The following is a 17108-nucleotide window of genomic DNA, read 5'->3' as shown; positions in this document are numbered from 1 at the left end:
CAATCCTATCGCGCGGGCGCTGGCCTCACAGCCGGCCTGAGCGAAGTCTCATCCGCGACGAACGACTTGTAGGCATTCGACGTTCCGAGCAGGAACCACAGCAGCGCCGCGGTTTTGATCGAGTAGAGCGAGTCGCTGATCTGCATCAGCAGCAACAGATAGACCATCACCATGCAATGGAACCGCCAGGCACGTGCTTCGGCCGCCGGTGCAAACACCAGGATTGCCCAAAGCACCACGAAGCCGAAGATTCCGAAGGCGGTGAGTGAGTAGGCCAGACCGGAGTCGGCCGTGAATTGCGAGGTCTGCTCGGAGCCCAGCACAACCGCCGGTGACAACTGCGTCAGGATATGGGCTGTCACCATGAAACGGCCCACCAGATCGTTTGCGCCACCGTCAGTGCCGCTTGCCGTGCCATAGGCCGCCAGAACAGCCAGCAGCAGGAAAGGAAGAATGGCCCAGGCGAGCCGCGGCACAAGATTGTAGAACGGGTAGAACACGGTAATGAGCACGCAGGTATAGAGACCGAAGCGAGCATCGGCCAGCGCGATCACCGCGAACGCCATGGTCAACGCCAGCCAGAAACCCTTGAAGGCGCGGCCACGATAGAGTGCCCAGGCATAGATTATGACCGCGAAGTTGCCCATCGACACCGGCTCCAGGAACACCGATGAGACGCGATGCTGACCAAGGAAAGGCAGGATCGTACGCGGCTCTGGTCGTATGCCGGAGACGAACAGGCCCTCCTTGACACCAAAAATCCGGTCGGCCGTTATGGTGCCTCGGGCGATGTAGTAGCCGACGATATTGAAGTAGGACACGTAGGTGTCGACAGCGAGATATTCAAACAGCCCGGCGGCAACCACGATGATCCCCGAAACCAGCACAAGGCTGTCGCCCAGTTTCGGATCGCGCAGGCGCATGCCGGCGAAATAGAAGGCGATCGGGATCAGGATGTCGCGCACGGATTTCAGATTGAGTTCACCGCCTCTCAGGGCGAAGATGAACAACATGTAGCTGATGAAGGCTCCCAGCAGCAGGTAGATTGGCGCGCGCCGCGTCAATGCGACGACAAACGCGGTGCCGACAATCGTCATTTCCGACAGGATTACATAGCCGTCGGTGATGCCCATCAGCTTGGTGTTCACGAAACAGAGGAAGAAGTTGAACACCAGTGCCGCGACAAGCGCGGCGATTGCCAGGAACCTAATCAGCCCCGGCATTGTGTCATCCGCCGATCCTGCCATAGTCGACTGGGAACGGCTCAAGCCTTGGACGGTCGCGGACGCTGCGGTCATGATCCCGCCCCGATACTCACGCAGCTCTTCCGACGACGATGTTGCCAACCAGCTTCTCGCGCCACGGTTCGATCTCGCTGATCAGCAAGGCCAGTTCGTTCTTGTGAGTTGAACCGATCTCAGATTGCAGAATGATGCCGTCGGCAAATTTGAGCAGGACTGGCAACAGTTCCTGCGCCTCGGTGCCGCAAGCATCGACCACAAAGAAAGGAGGCACCGCGCCGGAGACGCGTTCAAGCTCCGCGGCCAACGAAAGCAACGCGGGCGAACGGCTGTCGCCAATGTGCTCATATTCCAGCACGTCTTTAAGTGGATGATGATCCGCGCGGCCGTGAGGCCTTGCCCGCGCTTCGGTACGGAGCGCGCCATTGAACAGGTAGACTTCTTCGCCGAGGCCGTGCAGTTGGCGGGCAATCCCTGGCGCCGCATGCTCGCTGACCACGGTCGGATCGGCTGCCGCGACGACGACGACGGTAGGCAGTCCGTCGGAACGTCGAAGCCCCGTCAGATTGTTGATCCTGGCGAGACCCATTTCCGGTATTTGCTGGCCCTTCACCTCGGCGGGTGGGGCGTCTGCGCGACGCAGCTGGAAGATCTGGCTCAACCGCTGACGCCAGCCGATCTTGCCGCTGTCCACAAGGCGTGTGACGGTGCGCAGTACCGGAGCACCGGTCGTGGCTACCAGTTCCCGTTCCGAACGGACGGCACCACTGATCGCATCGCGCAGCACCGCGAGCACCGATCCTGCAGCCGTACCGAACAGCAGCGCAGCAATGAGTACCAGGCTCTTCGGCGCCTGCACTGGTTTCGTCGACGCGATGGCCGGTGAAATGATCCGCGAAGAGCCCTTGCCGATGTTCTGTCGACTGACCAGATCCTCCGAGCGGCTCAGGAAGGACTGGTAGACGGAATTGATCGAGGCGGCCTCATTCTCGAGTTGCGCCAGCTTGATCCGGGCATCACCCTTCTCGCTGTTCATCTCGGCCAAGGCGTCGAAGCGCGTCTGCAAGGAGTTGAGATTGGCGCGCGCGCGATCGGCATTGGACTGTGCGGTCCTGCGGACACGCTCGAGTTCGTTTTCGATCGAGACGCGCATGGCGGCGATCTGCGAACGCACGGCCCGCATTTGCGGGTGCTCCCCACCGAGGCTGGTTGCGACCTCCGCTTGTCTGTCCAGCAGTTGCGCATAGCGGCTGCGCAGGTCGATCAGCGTCGGCGACTGCAGCGCCTCGGCAATGGCGCCGGTCTCGACATTGGACATGTTGAGCTGGCTGGCCTGGTCGGCGATCGCCTTCTGCTGCTCGGCTGCCTGCCGCGCCGCAAGCAGTTGCTGATTGATGCCCGCCAGTTGCTGATCTGTCACCAGGCCCTGTTGCCCGGCGGTGATCAACCCATTCTCGCTTCGGAATTTTTCGGCTGCAGCCAGGGCATCCGACAGGCGTTTCCGCAAGGTTTCCGCCTGCTGCTGCAGCGCGGTGTTGGCGCGTTCTTCTGCATCGGTCCGAGCCTCATTCGAGCTCTTGAGATAGATATCGGCAATCTCCTGCGCGATTTTGGCCGCCTTTTCGCTGTCTTGGTGCTTCACCGTCACCGACAGCACCAGCGAATCTCCAGCCTGAGCGACAGTCAGGTTCTTCACCAGCGCATCGACGACCGCGTCCGTACGATCCGCCGGTGCCGGTGTGCCTCCCCCGAAGATCTGCAACAAGCCACCACCACTGGCGGCCAGGTAGGGATCGTTTGTCAGGTCGAGCTTGTCGACGACCTTGCGCAATGTCTCGCGCGACTGGAGCACGTAAATCTGGCTGGTGACGGTTTGCTGCGTGCTCACCTGTGCTTCGCCCGAACCGGCGTCGCCCGTTGCAGCGTCACGGCTGGTATCCAGCAGAATTTCGACGGTAGAACGATAGTATGCATTCTGGGTGGCGAGAAAGGCCACCGCCAACGCCAGGGACGCCAGCACCGCCAGCACCACATAAGGCCACCGGCGTCTGAGAACCCCAGGCAGTTGAAGGATATCTATGTCCATGGTGCCCCGAGATAAAAGTCGTTACGCCTGAGCCTGGGCAAGCGGCACGACCTAACCCCCATTCTGCCTCACGCAACGAACTGCCGCGCGCAGATTGGCGTATCGCGAATGTTCCAATTTATGGTTAACAAACCGCTAAATCGGCCGTTTGAATCTTGGCCCGCCTGCTCCGCAGTAAAATTCTGTTGACCGGCAGCATCCCTTGGGCAGCGACAAAAAGCGTGCTTTAAACTGCCTGAATCCGACATTAGTTACGCGCGATGATTCTTCTTTACCGCCTTGCTTCGATCTTCCTCCTGGCTTTGATCGTCTTCGCCACCCTCTCGCCGATCGGACTGAGACCGCATCTCGGCGATGCCAATCTGGAGCGGGCCTTGGCCTATATGCTGCTGGGCAGTGCGTTGGCGCTGAGCTTCCCGCGGCACACGCTACGCATCGCCGTTTTCGTCGTGAGCATCGCTACAGTGCTGGAATTGCTTCAGTTGATCGATCCCGGTCGCCACGGGCGGATCGAGGACATGGTCATCAAGGCAGCTGCCGGGCTCATTGGCATCGCCACGATCACATTGGCAGGCAGGCTGCTGCGTCGCTCTCCAACGCAAAATCAATAAGCCCGATCCAGGCTGGTTTCACGTCAATTTAACGCGTCGAAGCCAAGATAGGCCGGTATCAGGACGAGGCCTCGTCCGACAGCCGCAACCTCGCCGCAGACAGGGCATGCATGTCCCGGAACGGTCCGGAAATCGAGACCTCTATGGTCGTCGCCACGCTGGGCCGTTCGCACGAGCTGGCTGCGCTGCTGCGCTCCTTGGCTGCCGAGGAGCGTCGCGACTTCGAGTTGATCATTGTCGATCAGAATCCCGACGACCGGCTGGTCCCGGTACTGGCCAGCTTCGTCGGGCTGATGACCATCATCCACCTGCGTACCGACAGGAAGGGTGTCTGCCGCGCACGCAATCTTGGCGCCGCCCGGGCCCGAGGCCAATGGCTGATGTTTCCGGACGACGACTGCTGGTATCCGCGGGACCTGCTCGCTCGCATAGACACCCTCAGGAAGGATCATCCCGCCGATTTCTACTGCGGTCGCGCCACCAATGCGCTGGGTCAAACAATCATGGGCGACTTCGCTGCGGCGGCGGTACCGATCGAGCCTGCGACGGTCTGGACGACCCTGATCGAATGGATGCTGGTTGTTAAACGATCTGACTTCGACGCGGCCGGTGGCTTCGACGTCGCGATCGGCCCGGGCTCCGATACGCAGTGGGGGGGCTATGAAATCCAGGACCTGGCGCTGAGACTTTTGTCCGCGGGACGAACAGGATGGTACGATCCCGCTTTTATCGGCCACCACCCAGACGATCGCTCCAATCGGACCACGCCTGCCGCAGTGGCCAAGATGCGCCTTTATTCAATGGGCCTCGGCTACGTCATGCGCAAGCATGGTTATGGCTTCGGTGACTACCTGCCGCGGCTCCTGCGCCCCCTGGCCGGGTCGTCGTTTATACGTTTACCGGCAAACCTGGCATGGCATACCGCTCGTGGAGCATCTTCGCCGGCCGCTGGGTCGGTTGGCGCACCGCCCCAACACCCATTTCGCCTCATGGCGCCCCGATTTCGCGTAGCGGCTTGTAAAGTGTGCGCAAACACCATTCCGTTTAAGCTGAGACCAGGATCGGGGTGGGGTGTAGCGCAGTTGCGAGGAACTCTTTGAGCAGAAGCATCATGTCGAATTCGCTGATCAATGCGGCAGCAGGCATGCTGCTCCTGGTCACCGGCTTCGCTTGCTCGGTTATCGTCGCGCGCCTGCTCGGCCCCGCTGCCAGCGGCACTGTCGCTTTCGCGCTATGGGTGGCGGCCACCGGCTCGCTGGTGGCCGAACTGGGCACGGGAATCCTGTTGCTGAGGCTGCTGCCTCAATTGAAGGCCAAGGGCGTGGACGCGGACGAACGGCGCGGTTTCGCCGCTTTTCTGGCCGTGCCGGTCGTCCTCGCCACGAGCTTGCTGACGGCGCTTTATGCACTGTTCTGCTGGAAGGGCGGCGGCCTTGAATGGAGCAACTCAACCGCCAGCGTGGCTGCGTTCGCCATCGCCTTGCTGTTCATCCAGTCGATCGGCTCCTTCACCAAGAACTACCTGATCGGTGAGACGCGTCTCGGCACCTTCTTCATCTTCACCGTCATTGCATCGATCCTGCAGCTCGGCATCGTTCTGGGCGGTGCGCGACTTGCCGGCACCGAAGGCGTCCTGATCGGCTACATAGCCGGCCAATCGGTGTTCTTCATCTACACCCTGCGCATTCTTTCGACCCGACGCCGAAAGGCCGGGCACAGCGGCCGCGCCCTCGCCGCGACGTCGCTCCTGCTGTTCTTCGAATTCCTTATCACTGCTGTTTTTCTGACCAGACCGGAGCTGGTCTTCTTGCAGCATTTCCGGGACACACAGGATGTCGGCTTCTATGCGGTCGCGCTGTCCCTGGCGAACCTTGCACTTCAGCTGCCTGTGCAACTGGCGGGAAGCCTGATCCCCTTCTATGCCGAACGACACGAAACCGAGCACGATATCAGCTCTGCCGACCTGTTTGCCGCCGTGGTCCGCTCACTGTCCTATATCACCCTGCCGCTCTGCTTCGGTCTGGCCGCGGTTGCCTCGCCTCTGGTCGTCGCCGTTTTCGGCAGTGCGTTCGAACCAGCCGCCATGGCCGTGGCGATCCTGGCTGTCGGCTCGCCTGCCTATGTCTTCATGCTGCTCGTCACCCAGTATCTTTACTCCAGGAACCAGGTGACGGATCGCCTGGTCATCAGCAGTATTGGCGCCCTGTTGATGGTTGTAGGTTGCCTTGTCGCGGTGCCCTCATGGGGCCTGGCAGGCGCAGCGATGGTTCGTGGTTTCGTTTTTCTGGCCATGGGCGCACTCCTCGCCAGTCGTATCACCCTCGAAGGAAAGGCGAAGGATCTTGTTCTGGTCGTGGTCAGGACAGCCTTGGCTGCTATCGCTTGCGGTGTCGCTGCATATCTGGCAGCACGCGCATTGCAGGGGATTTTCGGCCTGGTTGTCGGCATCGCGGTCGGCGCGCTTGTCTACGCGTTTGCAATGCGTCTGCTGGCGGCGATACCATCGGAGGACGCGGCAGCCATCAATCGCCTGCAATCGCGTCTTCCATCTGGCATCGGACGAATGGCGCGATTGTTGTTCGGTTTGATCGCACCACTGCCTTCCACCTCACAGGCTTCGAAATGAATGCTCCATCTGTTCCTGTTTCATCGAGCCAGGCACCAGGCATGACCGAGAACCAGATGCGCAGGCAATGGGCCGCGGCACAGCCCGTGACGTTCTGCGGCACAGTCGGGCTCTACGCTGAAGCGGCAGCTGGTTCCACAAAGCGCGACAGCGCAGTTCTTTTCCTCAGCCCATGGGGCCTCGAGGAGATGTGCACGCGCAAGCTCTGGCGCGATCTCGCTGAGCGCCTGGCGATGTCCGGCATTGCCAGCCTGCGCTTCGACTACCCGGGGACCGGCGACGCGCTGGACCGGGCCGACTTCGCCGACGGTCTCGCTGTCTGGGAGAGGGCTGTGCTTGGCGCCGCCGAAGAATTGCGGCGCCTCTCCGGCGCCGCCCGCCTGATCCTGATCGGTCATGGCATCGGCGCAACGCTGGCTGCAAGCTTCGCCCCCAGGCTCACGGCCGTCGATGCAGCCGTTCTGATGGCGCCGGTGGTCAGCGGTCGCTCCTACCTGCGCGAGCTGGCTGCCTGGTCAAAGATGGTGGACGAGGGGCTCGGCCTCCGAAAGGATCAACGAATTGCCGATCATGTCGCGGTGGCGGGCCTGGTCATGCCCGACGAAATCGCCGCGCAGATCAAGAAGCTCAACATCGAAGCGCTGCCCACGCCACCGGCGGGCCGTGTCCTGATGCTGGAGCGGCCGGCGCACGACAAGGAAGTCGCGCTCTCGAAACATCTGGCCACGCTGGGCGCCAAGGTCACCCGCCTGCCCTATCTGGGCTATGATGATCTGGTTTCCAACCCGACACTCGCCAAACAGCCACTCACGGTCATTGGCCAGGTCGTGGCATGGGTGTCCGAGGCAGCCACGCAGTCGAAGGGCAAGAAAGCGCACCTGCAGGCATCGGAGGTCCCCGGCGCGGCACGACTGGAAGGTCCCGATTTCGTGGAGACTCCCCTGCGCTTCGGTGCCGACGATCGCCTCTATGGTGTTCTCTGCCAGCCGCGAGGTCAAAGGCGAGGTGCCACCGTCATCTGCCTTGGAAGTGGCTATGACCGCCAGGCCGGCTGGGCACGCATGACTGTTGAAACCGCCCGCTATCTGGCGGCCAAAGGCGTGGCTTCCCTGCGTTTCGACGGGGCTGACGTCGGTGACAGTCCACCGGTGGTCGGGGCGCCCGAACAGACGTTGTATACCGACTATCAGGTGGACGACGTGATCGCCGCTTTTGACCTGCTCGATGGGCTGGCACTCGGTCTGGCTGTGCTCGCCGGTCGCTGCAGCGGCGCCTATCTCGCCTTCCGCAGTGCCATTGCCGACGACCGCTGCAAGGCCGCCGTTCTGGTCAATCCCTTCACATTCGTCTGGGACAAGGACGAGGCGGTGGATGACGCCTTGCGCTACAATGCCCGATCGCTCGAAGATTATGGTCGCCGCATGGTCAGCGGCGATACCCTGCGCCGCCTGTTTGCCGGCCGCATCGATGTCCGCAGTGCCGTAACCAGCATCGGCAAGCAGGTCGCCAGGCGCATCGCCGGGATGATGCCGTCGCTGATGGCGCCGGTTTCAAAATATGCTCGCCTGGGAGAAGCGACACATGCCCTGTTCAAGCGCCTCGCCCAGCGGCACATGCCGCTGACATTGATCTACAGCGCGACCGATATCGGCCTGGACCGCTTCCGCTTCCATTTCGGCAAGGACGGCGAAGGGCTGAAACGCTACGGCAACGCCACGTTGGATATCATTGCCGATGCCGACCACAACATCTCGCCACCTGCTGCCAAGGCTGTGGTGCGCGAACGCATTCTTGAAGCTGCCCTGAAGGCGGGCGAACCTGACGGCGCACGTTCAAACACACATGCAAACGGCGCCCCGACATCGCAAGCTGGCGGATGATTTTCGAAGATCGGGCTCGACTTGCGCGACCTTGCACCACCTCCCGTTAGAACCGTGCGGTTGCCCTTGAATTCAGGGCACTGACACCGCCAGTCGGCTTTTCAACGCCTCCAAGCGCAACAAGCCGCACGGTCTTCGCGTCTCCCGGCGCCAGATGGAACCAGTTGTCCGAAGGCCGGAAACCGGGCACGTCGATATGAACCGACTGGGCCAGACGGTCGGTGGAGAGCGTCAGCAGCCAGCGCCCCTCCGCTTCAGACAGCACCGCCGTCAAGGCAGCTTCGGTCAAAGCTCGGCCCGCCCGAGCGGAAAATGAAACGCCTCGGCAACCAGGCCTTGACCGCCGTCGTCCTCCAACCGGGCAACCGTCACATTGTGCGCAGGCGGCCCGAAGCGGAAAGCATAGGCGGTATCGAAAAAGGCGCCGAACAGATCCGTCGCCGGCAAGGCGATGCCCCGGCGGGCTGGAACCATGATCGTCTGCGTGCCACGCACCACAGGCTGCATCCCATCGCGCAGGCAGGCGATCTCGATGATGAACTCGCGGTCCATGCCACTATCATTGACGACATGCACGTCGATACCGTTTGTACCTTCGTCAGTCAGCATGATCTGCGCCGGGCGAAAGGCGCGCTTTAGCGCATACCAGGCTGGCTTTGGCATGCCCCTGGCATCGACAACACCCCACCCGGCACCCGGCAGCAGATCCTGGAACGTCCAGACCAATGCTCCGTTGCAGCTTGAGCCCGCTCGGCGCCATTCGGCGAAGGTCGCTTCCATCACCTCGCCTGTCACGGCACGCGAGAGGTCGAGATAGCGGACTGGATCTTCGCGACGCAGCCGTATCGGATCGACACCGTAAAGCAGTGCCAGATAGTGTTCGCGAATGTCTTCGAAATCCCATGACGCGCCACGATCGCGCGGCACGCGCGCCTTCCAGCGCGGATCATGAACGGCCGGCACCGGCAACGCACTGTCGAGCAGCGTCTGTTCCGGCACATTGGCAAATGCCAGGCTCTCGGCGGCAAAACGGACGCCGGCGCGGCGCGCATCCTCCAGCGGCCGGCAGTAAGCGCCGACGCCGTAATAGTGGGTGACGCCTTCATTGGGCGAAAACGGCATCGCTCCGCCGCTTGGACTGTTCGGCACGTAGGGCACGTCCGGCCTGATCGCGGTCGCAATGGCGGGCAGCAGGTCGTCCGTCAGCGGGCCCGACCACGATGCCGGCGGCAGCCCAAGCATGGCCGCCTGCTGCGCCATCTCACTGCCTCCGCACAGCACCGCCAATGACGGCGAGGACGAAATGCCATGCAGGAACTGCTCCGCCTCGCTGCGCACCAACGCCGCGAAATCGGCATCGCCGATCGGATAGTCGAAGTTGGCGAACATGAAGTCCTGCCAGACCATGATGCCGAGTTCATCGCACAGCGCGAAGAATTCCGGCGTCTCGTAGAGCATGGTTCCGCCAAGACGGACCATGTTCATGTTCGCGTCGGCCGCGAGTTCGAGAAGTGGCGCGTAGCGGTCCCGCTCACCGGGAAGGTCAACGATGTCGGCGCTGGTCCAGGCCGCTCCGCGGCAGAAGACACGCACACCGTTGACGAGAAGGGCGAAGTCCCGTCTGTCGGGACCTCGATCGACGGCTATCCGCCGAAAGCCGGTGCGGCCGATTGTGCGGCGCTCACCGCCCGCCAGGATTTCGACATCGTGCAGAGCTGGCGCTCCGTGCGTGCGCGGCCACCACACCGCGACATCCGGAATGGATAAGCGACCTTCGACGTGCCCGCCCTCGCTCGAAAGCTCGGCTTCGCTGCCCGCGCAGATGAGGTGGACGGTGCCCTTCAAGCCGGACGCCTTGAAGCTTACCTTCAACTGGCCGGTTCCGTCCTCATCCAACGTCGCGGCGACGCGGACATCCTGCGGCTCGCCGCGGTCCGGCCGGGTCAGCCGGATCGGGCGGTAAGGCCCGGCGGCATGGATCTCCGGACACCAGCCGGGCATGTAGCCGAGCACGGTGGTGCGAACCAGGCGCAAACCCGGCGGGGTGATCATCTGTGGCCGCCAGCGTGCGCGGGTTCCCCGCTTTTCCAGATGGGGTGCGAGCGCCCGAAAGCAGACGGCCAGCCTGTCCTTCCCGGTCAAGGTGACAGCCAGTTCATGGCCGATGAACATCGAGCCGGAAGTGAGGACCAGATCGCCATTCCAATAGATTTCCGCAACGGTCGCCAGCCCATCGAAATGGAGCATGGCCGGTCCCGGCGGCTCTCCCAGATGATCGAGAAAGTACCAGGCGTCGGACGTGTTCAGCGGTCGCGGCGCGGTGCGCTCGAACTGACCGTCCCGCTCCAGCGCACCGGCAACCGTACCGGGAACAGGCGCTGGCACCGTCCGAAAAGGCCCTGCATCCGGCGGCGGCGTATCCCAGGCACCGGCAGGTGTGAGCGCCATCCGCCAGCCCTGTTCGAGAAGGCGGCCCTGACTGCCACGTGCTGGAGTAGCCGCGTTCACGGCGCTCTAGCCGAGCCTGCCGGCAAGGTCGCGCATCAAGGCATCCCGGCCTCGATGGCCGGATCGAGAGCGGTGGCCAGCGGTTCGAACTTGCGCCGCGCCACGGCGCGCGCCACCTGGAACTGCGCCGCCTTGGCAACTTCGGAAATACGCCGCGCATGACCGGCCGCTCCGGCCAGGGAACCGTCGGGGTACAGCCAGTCGAGGTGAGCCGCGGCCAGGTCGAAATTCGCACCGAGCTGGCGCAGCGTGTTGAACGCATATTTATGGAAGAAATCGAACGGCCGCTCCGCCAGCTTTTCGACCTGGCCGGGAAAGGCCTTGGCGAAGGCCGCCACCGGATTGTCGACCGGCCGACGCGCAAAATGCTGAATTGCCAGGTGCTCGGCATGCGAATGCAGATGGTCGTGCGCGGGCCGTTGCGCAGGAAATTTGGCGAATTCCGTATAGGGCAGGAACGGCAGGTCCTCCGGCCCGTCCTTCATATGGAACAAGCCGTCGAAATCATCGCCTTCGAGGTTGAAGAAGCCGGCATTGTGGAAATAGTCGATACTGCGGCTGGCGACATCAAGCCGGTTGATCGCCACCGTGGTCTTGCCGTGCTCGTGCCTGTAACCGACACCATGCGTGTCGGGCATATAGAAACTGTCCATCTCGACAAGGCACAGACGGCCACGCTTCAGCTGTTCGGCGACATGCGCCTCGACGCGGTCGTAGATGGCGAGTTCCGTGCAACGGATGCCGTACAGTGCCTCGAGATCTTCCAGCGGCACCTTGAAGAAGGTGAACTGGTCGCCCTCGAAATCCTGCGTCAGCGTGAAACCCAGCATCGCCTCCGGCTCGCTGCCGAAGGCGTGCAGCGTCTCGATCCACAGATCGACATAACAATTGGTCTCGGGCCACATGCGCTCCGCCTGGTGCAGCGCATGTGGTTTGTAGCTGGCGGGGTCGAGCCCGGCAAAGACCGTCGGCAGCGTCAAGATCAGAATCCGAAGGTCTTGCGAACCGGCGCCGGCCAGGCGTCGATATCGAGGCCGTGGTGGTTCAGCAGCGCCAGCGCGATGCGCTCCAGCCCGAAGCCGACGCACGCAGTATGGGCGACTTCGCCGTCGGCCGTGTTGATTTCCCAGCCCTTGCCGAAATGGTCCTGGTGATAGTTGAAGCTCATGCAGGCCGTCGGCTTGGCTGTCGAGGTGATCGGGATCAGCAGTTCGAACTTCAGGTTCTGGTCGCGCTGGTTGTTCTTCATCATGCGCCCGGCGCGACCGAAGAACGGATCATTGGCGACGTCGATCTCCACCGGCAACGCCACGGAAGCCATCAGCGCCTTACCGCGCTCCATCCAGTCGTTGCGGAACGCCATCACCTGTTCCGGCGTGCCCATGCGCACATATTCGCGCATGCGGAAAAGCTGCATACGCGCAGGATCATTGGAAGGCTCGCGCCGGAAACAATAGGATTGCAGGTCGAACAGACCGCCGCCCTCCGGCAAGGCACCGCGCTTGGCCACCGTCGGATAGAGCGGATAGCAGGCGGCGGGCGTCAGCACGATGTCGGTGCCTTCCTGGGTCTTGGTCCAGTCCTCGCCGGTCTCCATGCACTGCAGGAGATTCATGTGGTCGAGTTCGTTGCCGCAGAAGGAATGTATCGTGCCGGCGAGCTGCGGAAAGCTCTTCATGTAGCCGCTGCCCTCGAAATGCGCGCGATTCATGCCGGGCGGGAAGCGGATCGCTTCGGCGCCGTCACCGCCACCGACCCTGTCGATCAGAGCCTCGAAACGGGTGATGATGTCCTCGAACCGGCCGCTGCGGCCATAAAGCCCTTCGACGCCGGTTTCGATGAGCAGGCCGGTTTCGAACAGCCGGTCCAGAAGCGAGGTTTGCTGGTCCATGGCTTACCCCATCAGGCTCGTGTCCTGCTTGTGCACAAGCAGGAGGTTCGACGTGTTACCGAGGATACGGTCATTGGAAATCATCAATTGCGCCGAGTGCGCGTCACGCAGGTGGCGGCCAAGGCTGTAGGGCGTGCCATTCTTGTAGCCGAGGATACCGCATACCAGCATGGCGTGGTTGATGATGGTGAGGATCGTCTCGGACGAGCCGATCTTGACGTTGTTCATCGCCACCGCAAACCCGATGGAGGACAGGCGATCGTGATCGGCCTTCGCCGCCTCGAACTCACGCAGTCCGGCAATGATGTTGGATTTCAGGAGCTGCAGCAGGCTGGACGCTTCGGCCAACCGCAACGCGCCTGGCGGCGGCGCGCCGGGGCTCTTGCGGGCAGCTGCGCGCACGAAGCTCTGCGCGCGCGCCATGGCGTTGACGGCGATGCCGTACCAGACCGCGCTCCACAAAAGGTGCGAGGTCGCCAGCATCGATTGCGCTGCGATTTCGGCGAAGGGCTTCGGCAGGATCTGCACGGCGGGCGCATCGCCCTTGAACAGGTAGCCGTCGGAGCAGGTGCCGCGCATGCCGAGCGTGTCCCATACCTGGGTACGCTCCAGCGTGTATTGATCCTTGCCAAACACCGTCATTACCTGGTCGGTGGAAGCGGCTTCGGCATTGGCACGCGAGGTGATCAGGATGGCATCGGCATATTCGCCATAGGAGATGACCGTGGCATCCTTCTCCAGATGGCAATCGGCTCCGTTCACTTCGATGGCGCAGATGCTGTTGCGCAGATTGCCACCGATGCCCCCTTCGGTGGTGGCCGAGGCAAGCAGCAGTTGTTCGTCGGCGACGCGACGCATGAAAGCCTGGTGCCAGCCACTCTCCGAGCCGTGCGAAACGAGGCTGGAAAGCTTGATGTGGTGCATGGCGAAGACCATGGCCGCGGAGGCGCACGACTGGCCGATCAGCGAACAGATTTCGGCAACGTCCGATATCGTGGCATCCTCGCCGCCGAACTCGTCGGCGATCTGGACGGAAAGCAGCCGTTCGAGCCGCATGGCATCGACCGCCTCTTGCGGAAAACGGCTCTTGATGTCGACGTCGTCGGCATGAGCGGCGGCGACCGCCGCCACGCGGCCGGCGCGTTCGGCAAGACGTGTGCTGGCCGGCGCGTTCATTCTGCCGCCGTGGCCCCGTTGAGGATGCCCTGCACGGCTGCGGCAATCGCATCGACGCTCTGGAATGTTTTGCGGTTGAGCAGCGAATCCGGGAATTCGAGGTCGAACGCCTCTTCCAGAGCCAGCATGATCTGAACTGAGGCGAAGGACGACAATCCCGCCGCGTAGAGGTCCGACTGGTCGCCGAGCGTTTCGATCCCGCCCGGCAAACCGCCACGCGCGGCCAGAATTTCACGAATTTTCGACTTTACATCGCCCACGATACTCACCCTACCCAAGAAGGAACGCGCCATCCTCGCCCTTCCTCTAAATTAACCGCAATAAAATCGCATGAACGGGAATGGATAATAGCCTGTAAACCCGCACATGCCGGAAGCTCCAAGCTAGCGCATCGACCTGAAAATCGAAATCGATTTCGGCAGTCATGGTACGTAGCTTCGAGTGTTGGCGCGTTCCTTGCACCCCACCGTGGTTCAGAGCGCGAAGGACCAGAACAGGCAGGCGAGCGTTGCTGCCGCAAAAACGACCAGGAAGAGGCTGCGCAACAGAACGTTGCGCCTCAACTCGTTCATGACGAGGTGACAGCCCACCACAGCCGCGACAAACAGGAAGCGCCAGTTCCACAATGCCCACAGCGCGCTGCTTTGGCCGAAGGCCCAGCGTGCCGCCAGCGACCCGACAATGCTGGCGAACAGCACCACAACCGCCCAGACGACGATATCGGCGGCATTGAGCAGGACGATGCTCGCCGCGCGCAGCGGCAGCACCATCATCAGCATGGCCGAAAAGAAATAGAGCGCGGCGAGCGGCAGGAAGGTCGTTGCATCCGCAATGTCGTCCAGCCGCTTCACGCCGATGGCGCCGAACGGATAGCCGTGCTGCGCTACCGCCAGGCTCAACGCCATCAGCAAGGCGGAGAACACCGCAACCACGGCGAATGAAGTGACGATCTTGCTCACGGCGCTTCCCTCACGAATCGGACATGAGCAAGCCTAGCGCGATGTCGTAAACCACCGGTAAGCCGAAAGGCGGCCGGTGGTCGTCGTCGTCAAGCGATGATCTGCGAAGGCGTCGTATTTTTCACTGCGGCCACGGGCGCCCTGACCTCCTCCAGCCGTCGACCGCTGTCGGCGTCGAACAACTGGATATCGGCGGGATCGACCGAGAAGAAGAACGGCTGGCCCGGCTGCAGGTCGGCGCGTGTCGCGACGTGCACGATCATCCCCTGTCCACCGAACGAGCCATGCAGCAGCTTGGCGATGCCGAGCTCTTCGGCAAAGTCGAAGCGCGCGGAAAGCGGACCGGAACCGAATTTCACCGCTTCGGCACGGAAGCCCGCGACGACCGGACCATGGCCGATCTCCGGCCATTGGCTGCGGTCATAGGCGAGCTGCTGGCCATCTGGCAGCTTGATGACGCCTTCGTCCGGATGAGCGGCACCCTTCAGCAGATTGAGCCCGGGCGAGCCGATGAAATTGGCGACATAGGTGGTTTCCGGGCGACCATAGACCTCGCTCGGCGTCCCGACCTGCTCGATGCCGCCCTTGTTCATCACGACGATGCGGTCGGCGAGCGTCATGGCCTCGACCTGGTCGTGCGTCACGAACAGGGTCGTCGCGCCGAGCCGCTGGTGCAGCTTGCGGATTTCGACACGCATGGCGACGCGCAACGTTGCATCGAGGTTGGACAAGGGCTCGTCGTAGAGGAACACTTTCGGTTCGCGGATCATGGCGCGCCCCATCGCCACGCGCTGCCGCTGGCCGCCGGAAAGCTGGGCCGGCTTGCGTTCGAGAAAATCGGTCAGGCCAAGCGTAGCCGCGACCTTGTTGACGCGTTCGGTGCGTTCGGCTTTCGGCAGCCCGGCGATCTTCAGCGAGTAGCCGATGTTTTTCGCGACAGACATATGCGGATAGAGCGCATAGTTCTGGAACACCATGGCGCAGCCGCGTTCGCGCGGCTCCAGTCTGTTGACCACGCGGCCGGCAATCGTGACCTCCCCCGAGGTGATCGTTTCCAGGCCGGCCACCATGCGCAGCAGCGTGGACTTGCCGCAGCCTGAGGGGCCGAGAATGACGATCAGCTCGCCGCTGGCGACATCGAGGTTCACGCCGTGCACGACCTCGTTCTTGGCGTAGGATTTGCGCACGTCGCGCAAGGTGATTTCGGCCATGGGGTGTGATCCCTTATTTTTCGGTGGAGATGAGGCCGCGCACGAACCAGCGCTGCAGGAAGATGGTGACCAGCACCGGCGGGGTCAGCACGATCAGGTTGGCGGCCATGGCAACGTTCCAGATCGGCGGTTCGCCGAACACCGGCCCGGGCACGATCTTCTGAAGCTGCATGGTGGCGGTGGCGAAGTTCAACTGGTCGGTCACCACCAGCAGCGGCCACAGATACTGGTTCCATGACCATACGAACATGATGGTGGCGAGCGCAGCCATGTTGGTCTTGGAGAGCGGCATCAGCACTTCGAGGAAGAAGCGGACCGGGCCCGAGCCATCCATCTTGGCCGCTTCGGTCAATTCGTCGGGAACCGTGAGGAAGAACTGCCTGTACAGGAACGTGCCGGTCGCTGTGGCGATCAGCGGCAGGATCAGGCCGGAATAGGAATTGAGCAGGTTCCACTCCGGCAATCCGACCGAGACCCCGAACAGTCCGAAGATCGCCTTGAATGGCCGCAACGCGTCGGCCGCCACCGCATAGGTCGGCACGATGCGCACTTCCAGCGGCAGCATCAGGGTGATGAAGATCAGCCAGAACATCACCATGCGCAGCTTGTAGCGGAAGTAGACGATCGAGAATGCCGAAAGCGCGGCGATCACGATCTTGCCGATGGTGACGCCGCCGGCGACGATGATGGAATTCAGCATCACCCGGCCGAAATTGCCGCGTTCCCAGGCGGTGGCCATGTTTTCGAAGAAATGGCTGCCGGGCCATAGCGGCATCGGCACCTGGTTGACCGTATGGAAGTCGTGGCTCGCAGCCACGAAGATGATCCAGAACGGAATGAGCAGTGCCGCGAGGCTGAAGATGAGCAGCGCGTGGGTGAGGGAATCGAGGACGGGGGTGCGTTCGATCACGGCCAGGCC

At 62.5% G+C, this 17108-nt stretch carries 12 protein-coding genes and 2 pseudogenes; 4 read left to right on the top strand and 10 right to left on the bottom strand.

All coding sequences use genetic code 11. The features are described from left to right. Positions 1–5 precede the first annotated feature (5 nt). Together ACFJIU_RS30135 and ACFJIU_RS30130 are read right to left on the bottom strand one after the other, a co-directional pair. Positions 6–1223: a UDP-phosphate alpha N-acetylglucosaminyltransferase gene (locus ACFJIU_RS30135; protein WP_379066246.1), complete on the bottom strand. Its 1218-nt coding sequence runs from the start codon at positions 1221–1223 to the stop codon at positions 6–8. A 91-nt stretch (positions 1224–1314) separates the two neighbouring features. After that, a complete protein-coding gene (locus ACFJIU_RS30130) occupies positions 1315–3327 on the bottom strand; it encodes a GumC family protein (RefSeq protein ID WP_379066244.1) in 2013 nt (670 codons plus the stop codon). A gap of 260 nt (positions 3328–3587) precedes the next feature. Between ACFJIU_RS30130 and ACFJIU_RS30125 the strand changes: the two genes are divergently transcribed. The 4 genes from ACFJIU_RS30125 to ACFJIU_RS30110 all read left to right on the top strand — a co-directional run bounded on the left by ACFJIU_RS30125 (position 3588) and on the right by ACFJIU_RS30110 (position 8444). Continuing rightward, positions 3588–3938 carry a VanZ family protein gene (locus tag ACFJIU_RS30125; RefSeq protein ID WP_379066242.1) on the top strand — a complete coding sequence of 117 codons (351 nt, stop codon included), beginning with the start codon at positions 3588–3590 and terminating at the stop codon, positions 3936–3938. Between the two features lie 143 nt (positions 3939–4081). Continuing rightward, the gene (locus ACFJIU_RS30120) at positions 4082–5038 is read left to right on the top strand and encodes a glycosyltransferase family 2 protein (protein WP_379066241.1); all 957 of its coding nucleotides are present in this window, start codon (positions 4082–4084) and stop codon (positions 5036–5038) included. Between the two features lie 11 nt (positions 5039–5049). Next, a complete protein-coding gene (locus ACFJIU_RS30115) occupies positions 5050–6564 on the top strand; it encodes an oligosaccharide flippase family protein (RefSeq protein WP_379066238.1) in 1515 nt (504 codons plus the stop codon). A 41-nt stretch (positions 6565–6605) separates the two neighbouring features. Further along, positions 6606–8444 carry an alpha/beta hydrolase gene (locus ACFJIU_RS30110; RefSeq protein WP_379066235.1) on the top strand — a complete coding sequence of 613 codons (1839 nt, stop codon included), beginning with the start codon at positions 6606–6608 and terminating at the stop codon, positions 8442–8444. Between the two features lie 46 nt (positions 8445–8490). Here ACFJIU_RS30110 and ACFJIU_RS30105 read toward each other — a convergent pair. From ACFJIU_RS30105 to ACFJIU_RS30070, 8 genes and pseudogenes are all read right to left on the bottom strand, one after another. Then, a pseudogene (locus ACFJIU_RS30105) lies at positions 8491–10892 on the bottom strand (glycoside hydrolase family 2 protein). A gap of 66 nt (positions 10893–10958) precedes the next feature. Further along, positions 10959–11926, bottom strand: a pseudogene (locus tag ACFJIU_RS30100) (DUF1839 family protein). A gap of 8 nt (positions 11927–11934) precedes the next feature. Continuing rightward, positions 11935–12843: an amino acid--[acyl-carrier-protein] ligase gene (locus ACFJIU_RS30095; protein WP_379066233.1), complete on the bottom strand. Its 909-nt coding sequence runs from the start codon at positions 12841–12843 to the stop codon at positions 11935–11937. A 3-nt stretch (positions 12844–12846) separates the two neighbouring features. Further along, on the bottom strand, positions 12847–14019 hold the full coding sequence (locus tag ACFJIU_RS30090; RefSeq protein ID WP_379066231.1) for an acyl-CoA dehydrogenase family protein: 1173 nt from the start codon (positions 14017–14019) through the stop codon (positions 12847–12849). Next, entirely contained in the window at positions 14016–14312 is a 297-nt protein-coding gene (locus ACFJIU_RS30085; protein WP_379066229.1) for an acyl carrier protein, read from the bottom strand. Before ACFJIU_RS30085 ends, ACFJIU_RS30090 begins: the two co-directional genes overlap by 4 nt. A 180-nt stretch (positions 14313–14492) precedes the next feature. Next, the gene (locus tag ACFJIU_RS30080) at positions 14493–14978 is read right to left on the bottom strand and encodes a hypothetical protein (protein ID WP_379066228.1); all 486 of its coding nucleotides are present in this window, start codon (positions 14976–14978) and stop codon (positions 14493–14495) included. Between the two features lie 89 nt (positions 14979–15067). Beyond that, a complete protein-coding gene (ugpC, locus tag ACFJIU_RS30075; RefSeq protein WP_379066226.1) occupies positions 15068–16189 on the bottom strand; it encodes a sn-glycerol-3-phosphate ABC transporter ATP-binding protein UgpC in 1122 nt (373 codons plus the stop codon). A gap of 13 nt (positions 16190–16202) precedes the next feature. After that, positions 16203–17099, bottom strand: a complete 897-nt coding sequence (locus ACFJIU_RS30070) for an ABC transporter permease subunit (protein ID WP_379066224.1) — start codon at positions 17097–17099, stop codon at positions 16203–16205. Positions 17100–17108: the final 9 nt, after the last annotated feature.

This window comes from Mesorhizobium sp. UC74_2, assembly GCF_042701485.1.
Lineage (GTDB): Bacteria > Pseudomonadota > Alphaproteobacteria > Rhizobiales > Rhizobiaceae > Mesorhizobium.
This window is presented reverse-complemented; position numbering and strand designations above follow the sequence as displayed.

Bases quoted from the DNA above. Each gene is read 5' to 3' on its own strand.
- ACFJIU_RS30125 (WP_379066242.1), top strand. From the start codon at position 3,588: ATGATTCTTCTTTACCGCCTTGCTTCGATCTTCCTCCTGGCTTTGATC.
- ugpC (WP_379066226.1), bottom strand. From the start codon at position 16,189: ATGGCCGAAATCACCTTGCGCGACGTGCGCAAATCCTACGCCAAGAAC.
- ACFJIU_RS30110 (WP_379066235.1), top strand. From the start codon at position 6,606: ATGACCGAGAACCAGATGCGCAGGCAATGGGCCGCGGCACAGCCCGTG.
- ACFJIU_RS30135 (WP_379066246.1), bottom strand. From the start codon at position 1,223: ATGCCGGGGCTGATTAGGTTCCTGGCAATCGCCGCGCTTGTCGCGGCA.
- ACFJIU_RS30095 (WP_379066233.1), bottom strand. From the start codon at position 12,843: ATGGACCAGCAAACCTCGCTTCTGGACCGGCTGTTCGAAACCGGCCTG.
- ACFJIU_RS30085 (WP_379066229.1), bottom strand. From the start codon at position 14,312: ATGGCGCGTTCCTTCTTGGGTAGGGTGAGTATCGTGGGCGATGTAAAG.
- ACFJIU_RS30090 (WP_379066231.1), bottom strand. From the start codon at position 14,019: ATGAACGCGCCGGCCAGCACACGTCTTGCCGAACGCGCCGGCCGCGTG.
- ACFJIU_RS30115 (WP_379066238.1), top strand. From the start codon at position 5,050: ATGTCGAATTCGCTGATCAATGCGGCAGCAGGCATGCTGCTCCTGGTC.
- ACFJIU_RS30130 (WP_379066244.1), bottom strand. From the start codon at position 3,327: ATGGACATAGATATCCTTCAACTGCCTGGGGTTCTCAGACGCCGGTGG.
- ACFJIU_RS30120 (WP_379066241.1), top strand. From the start codon at position 4,082: ATGGTCGTCGCCACGCTGGGCCGTTCGCACGAGCTGGCTGCGCTGCTG.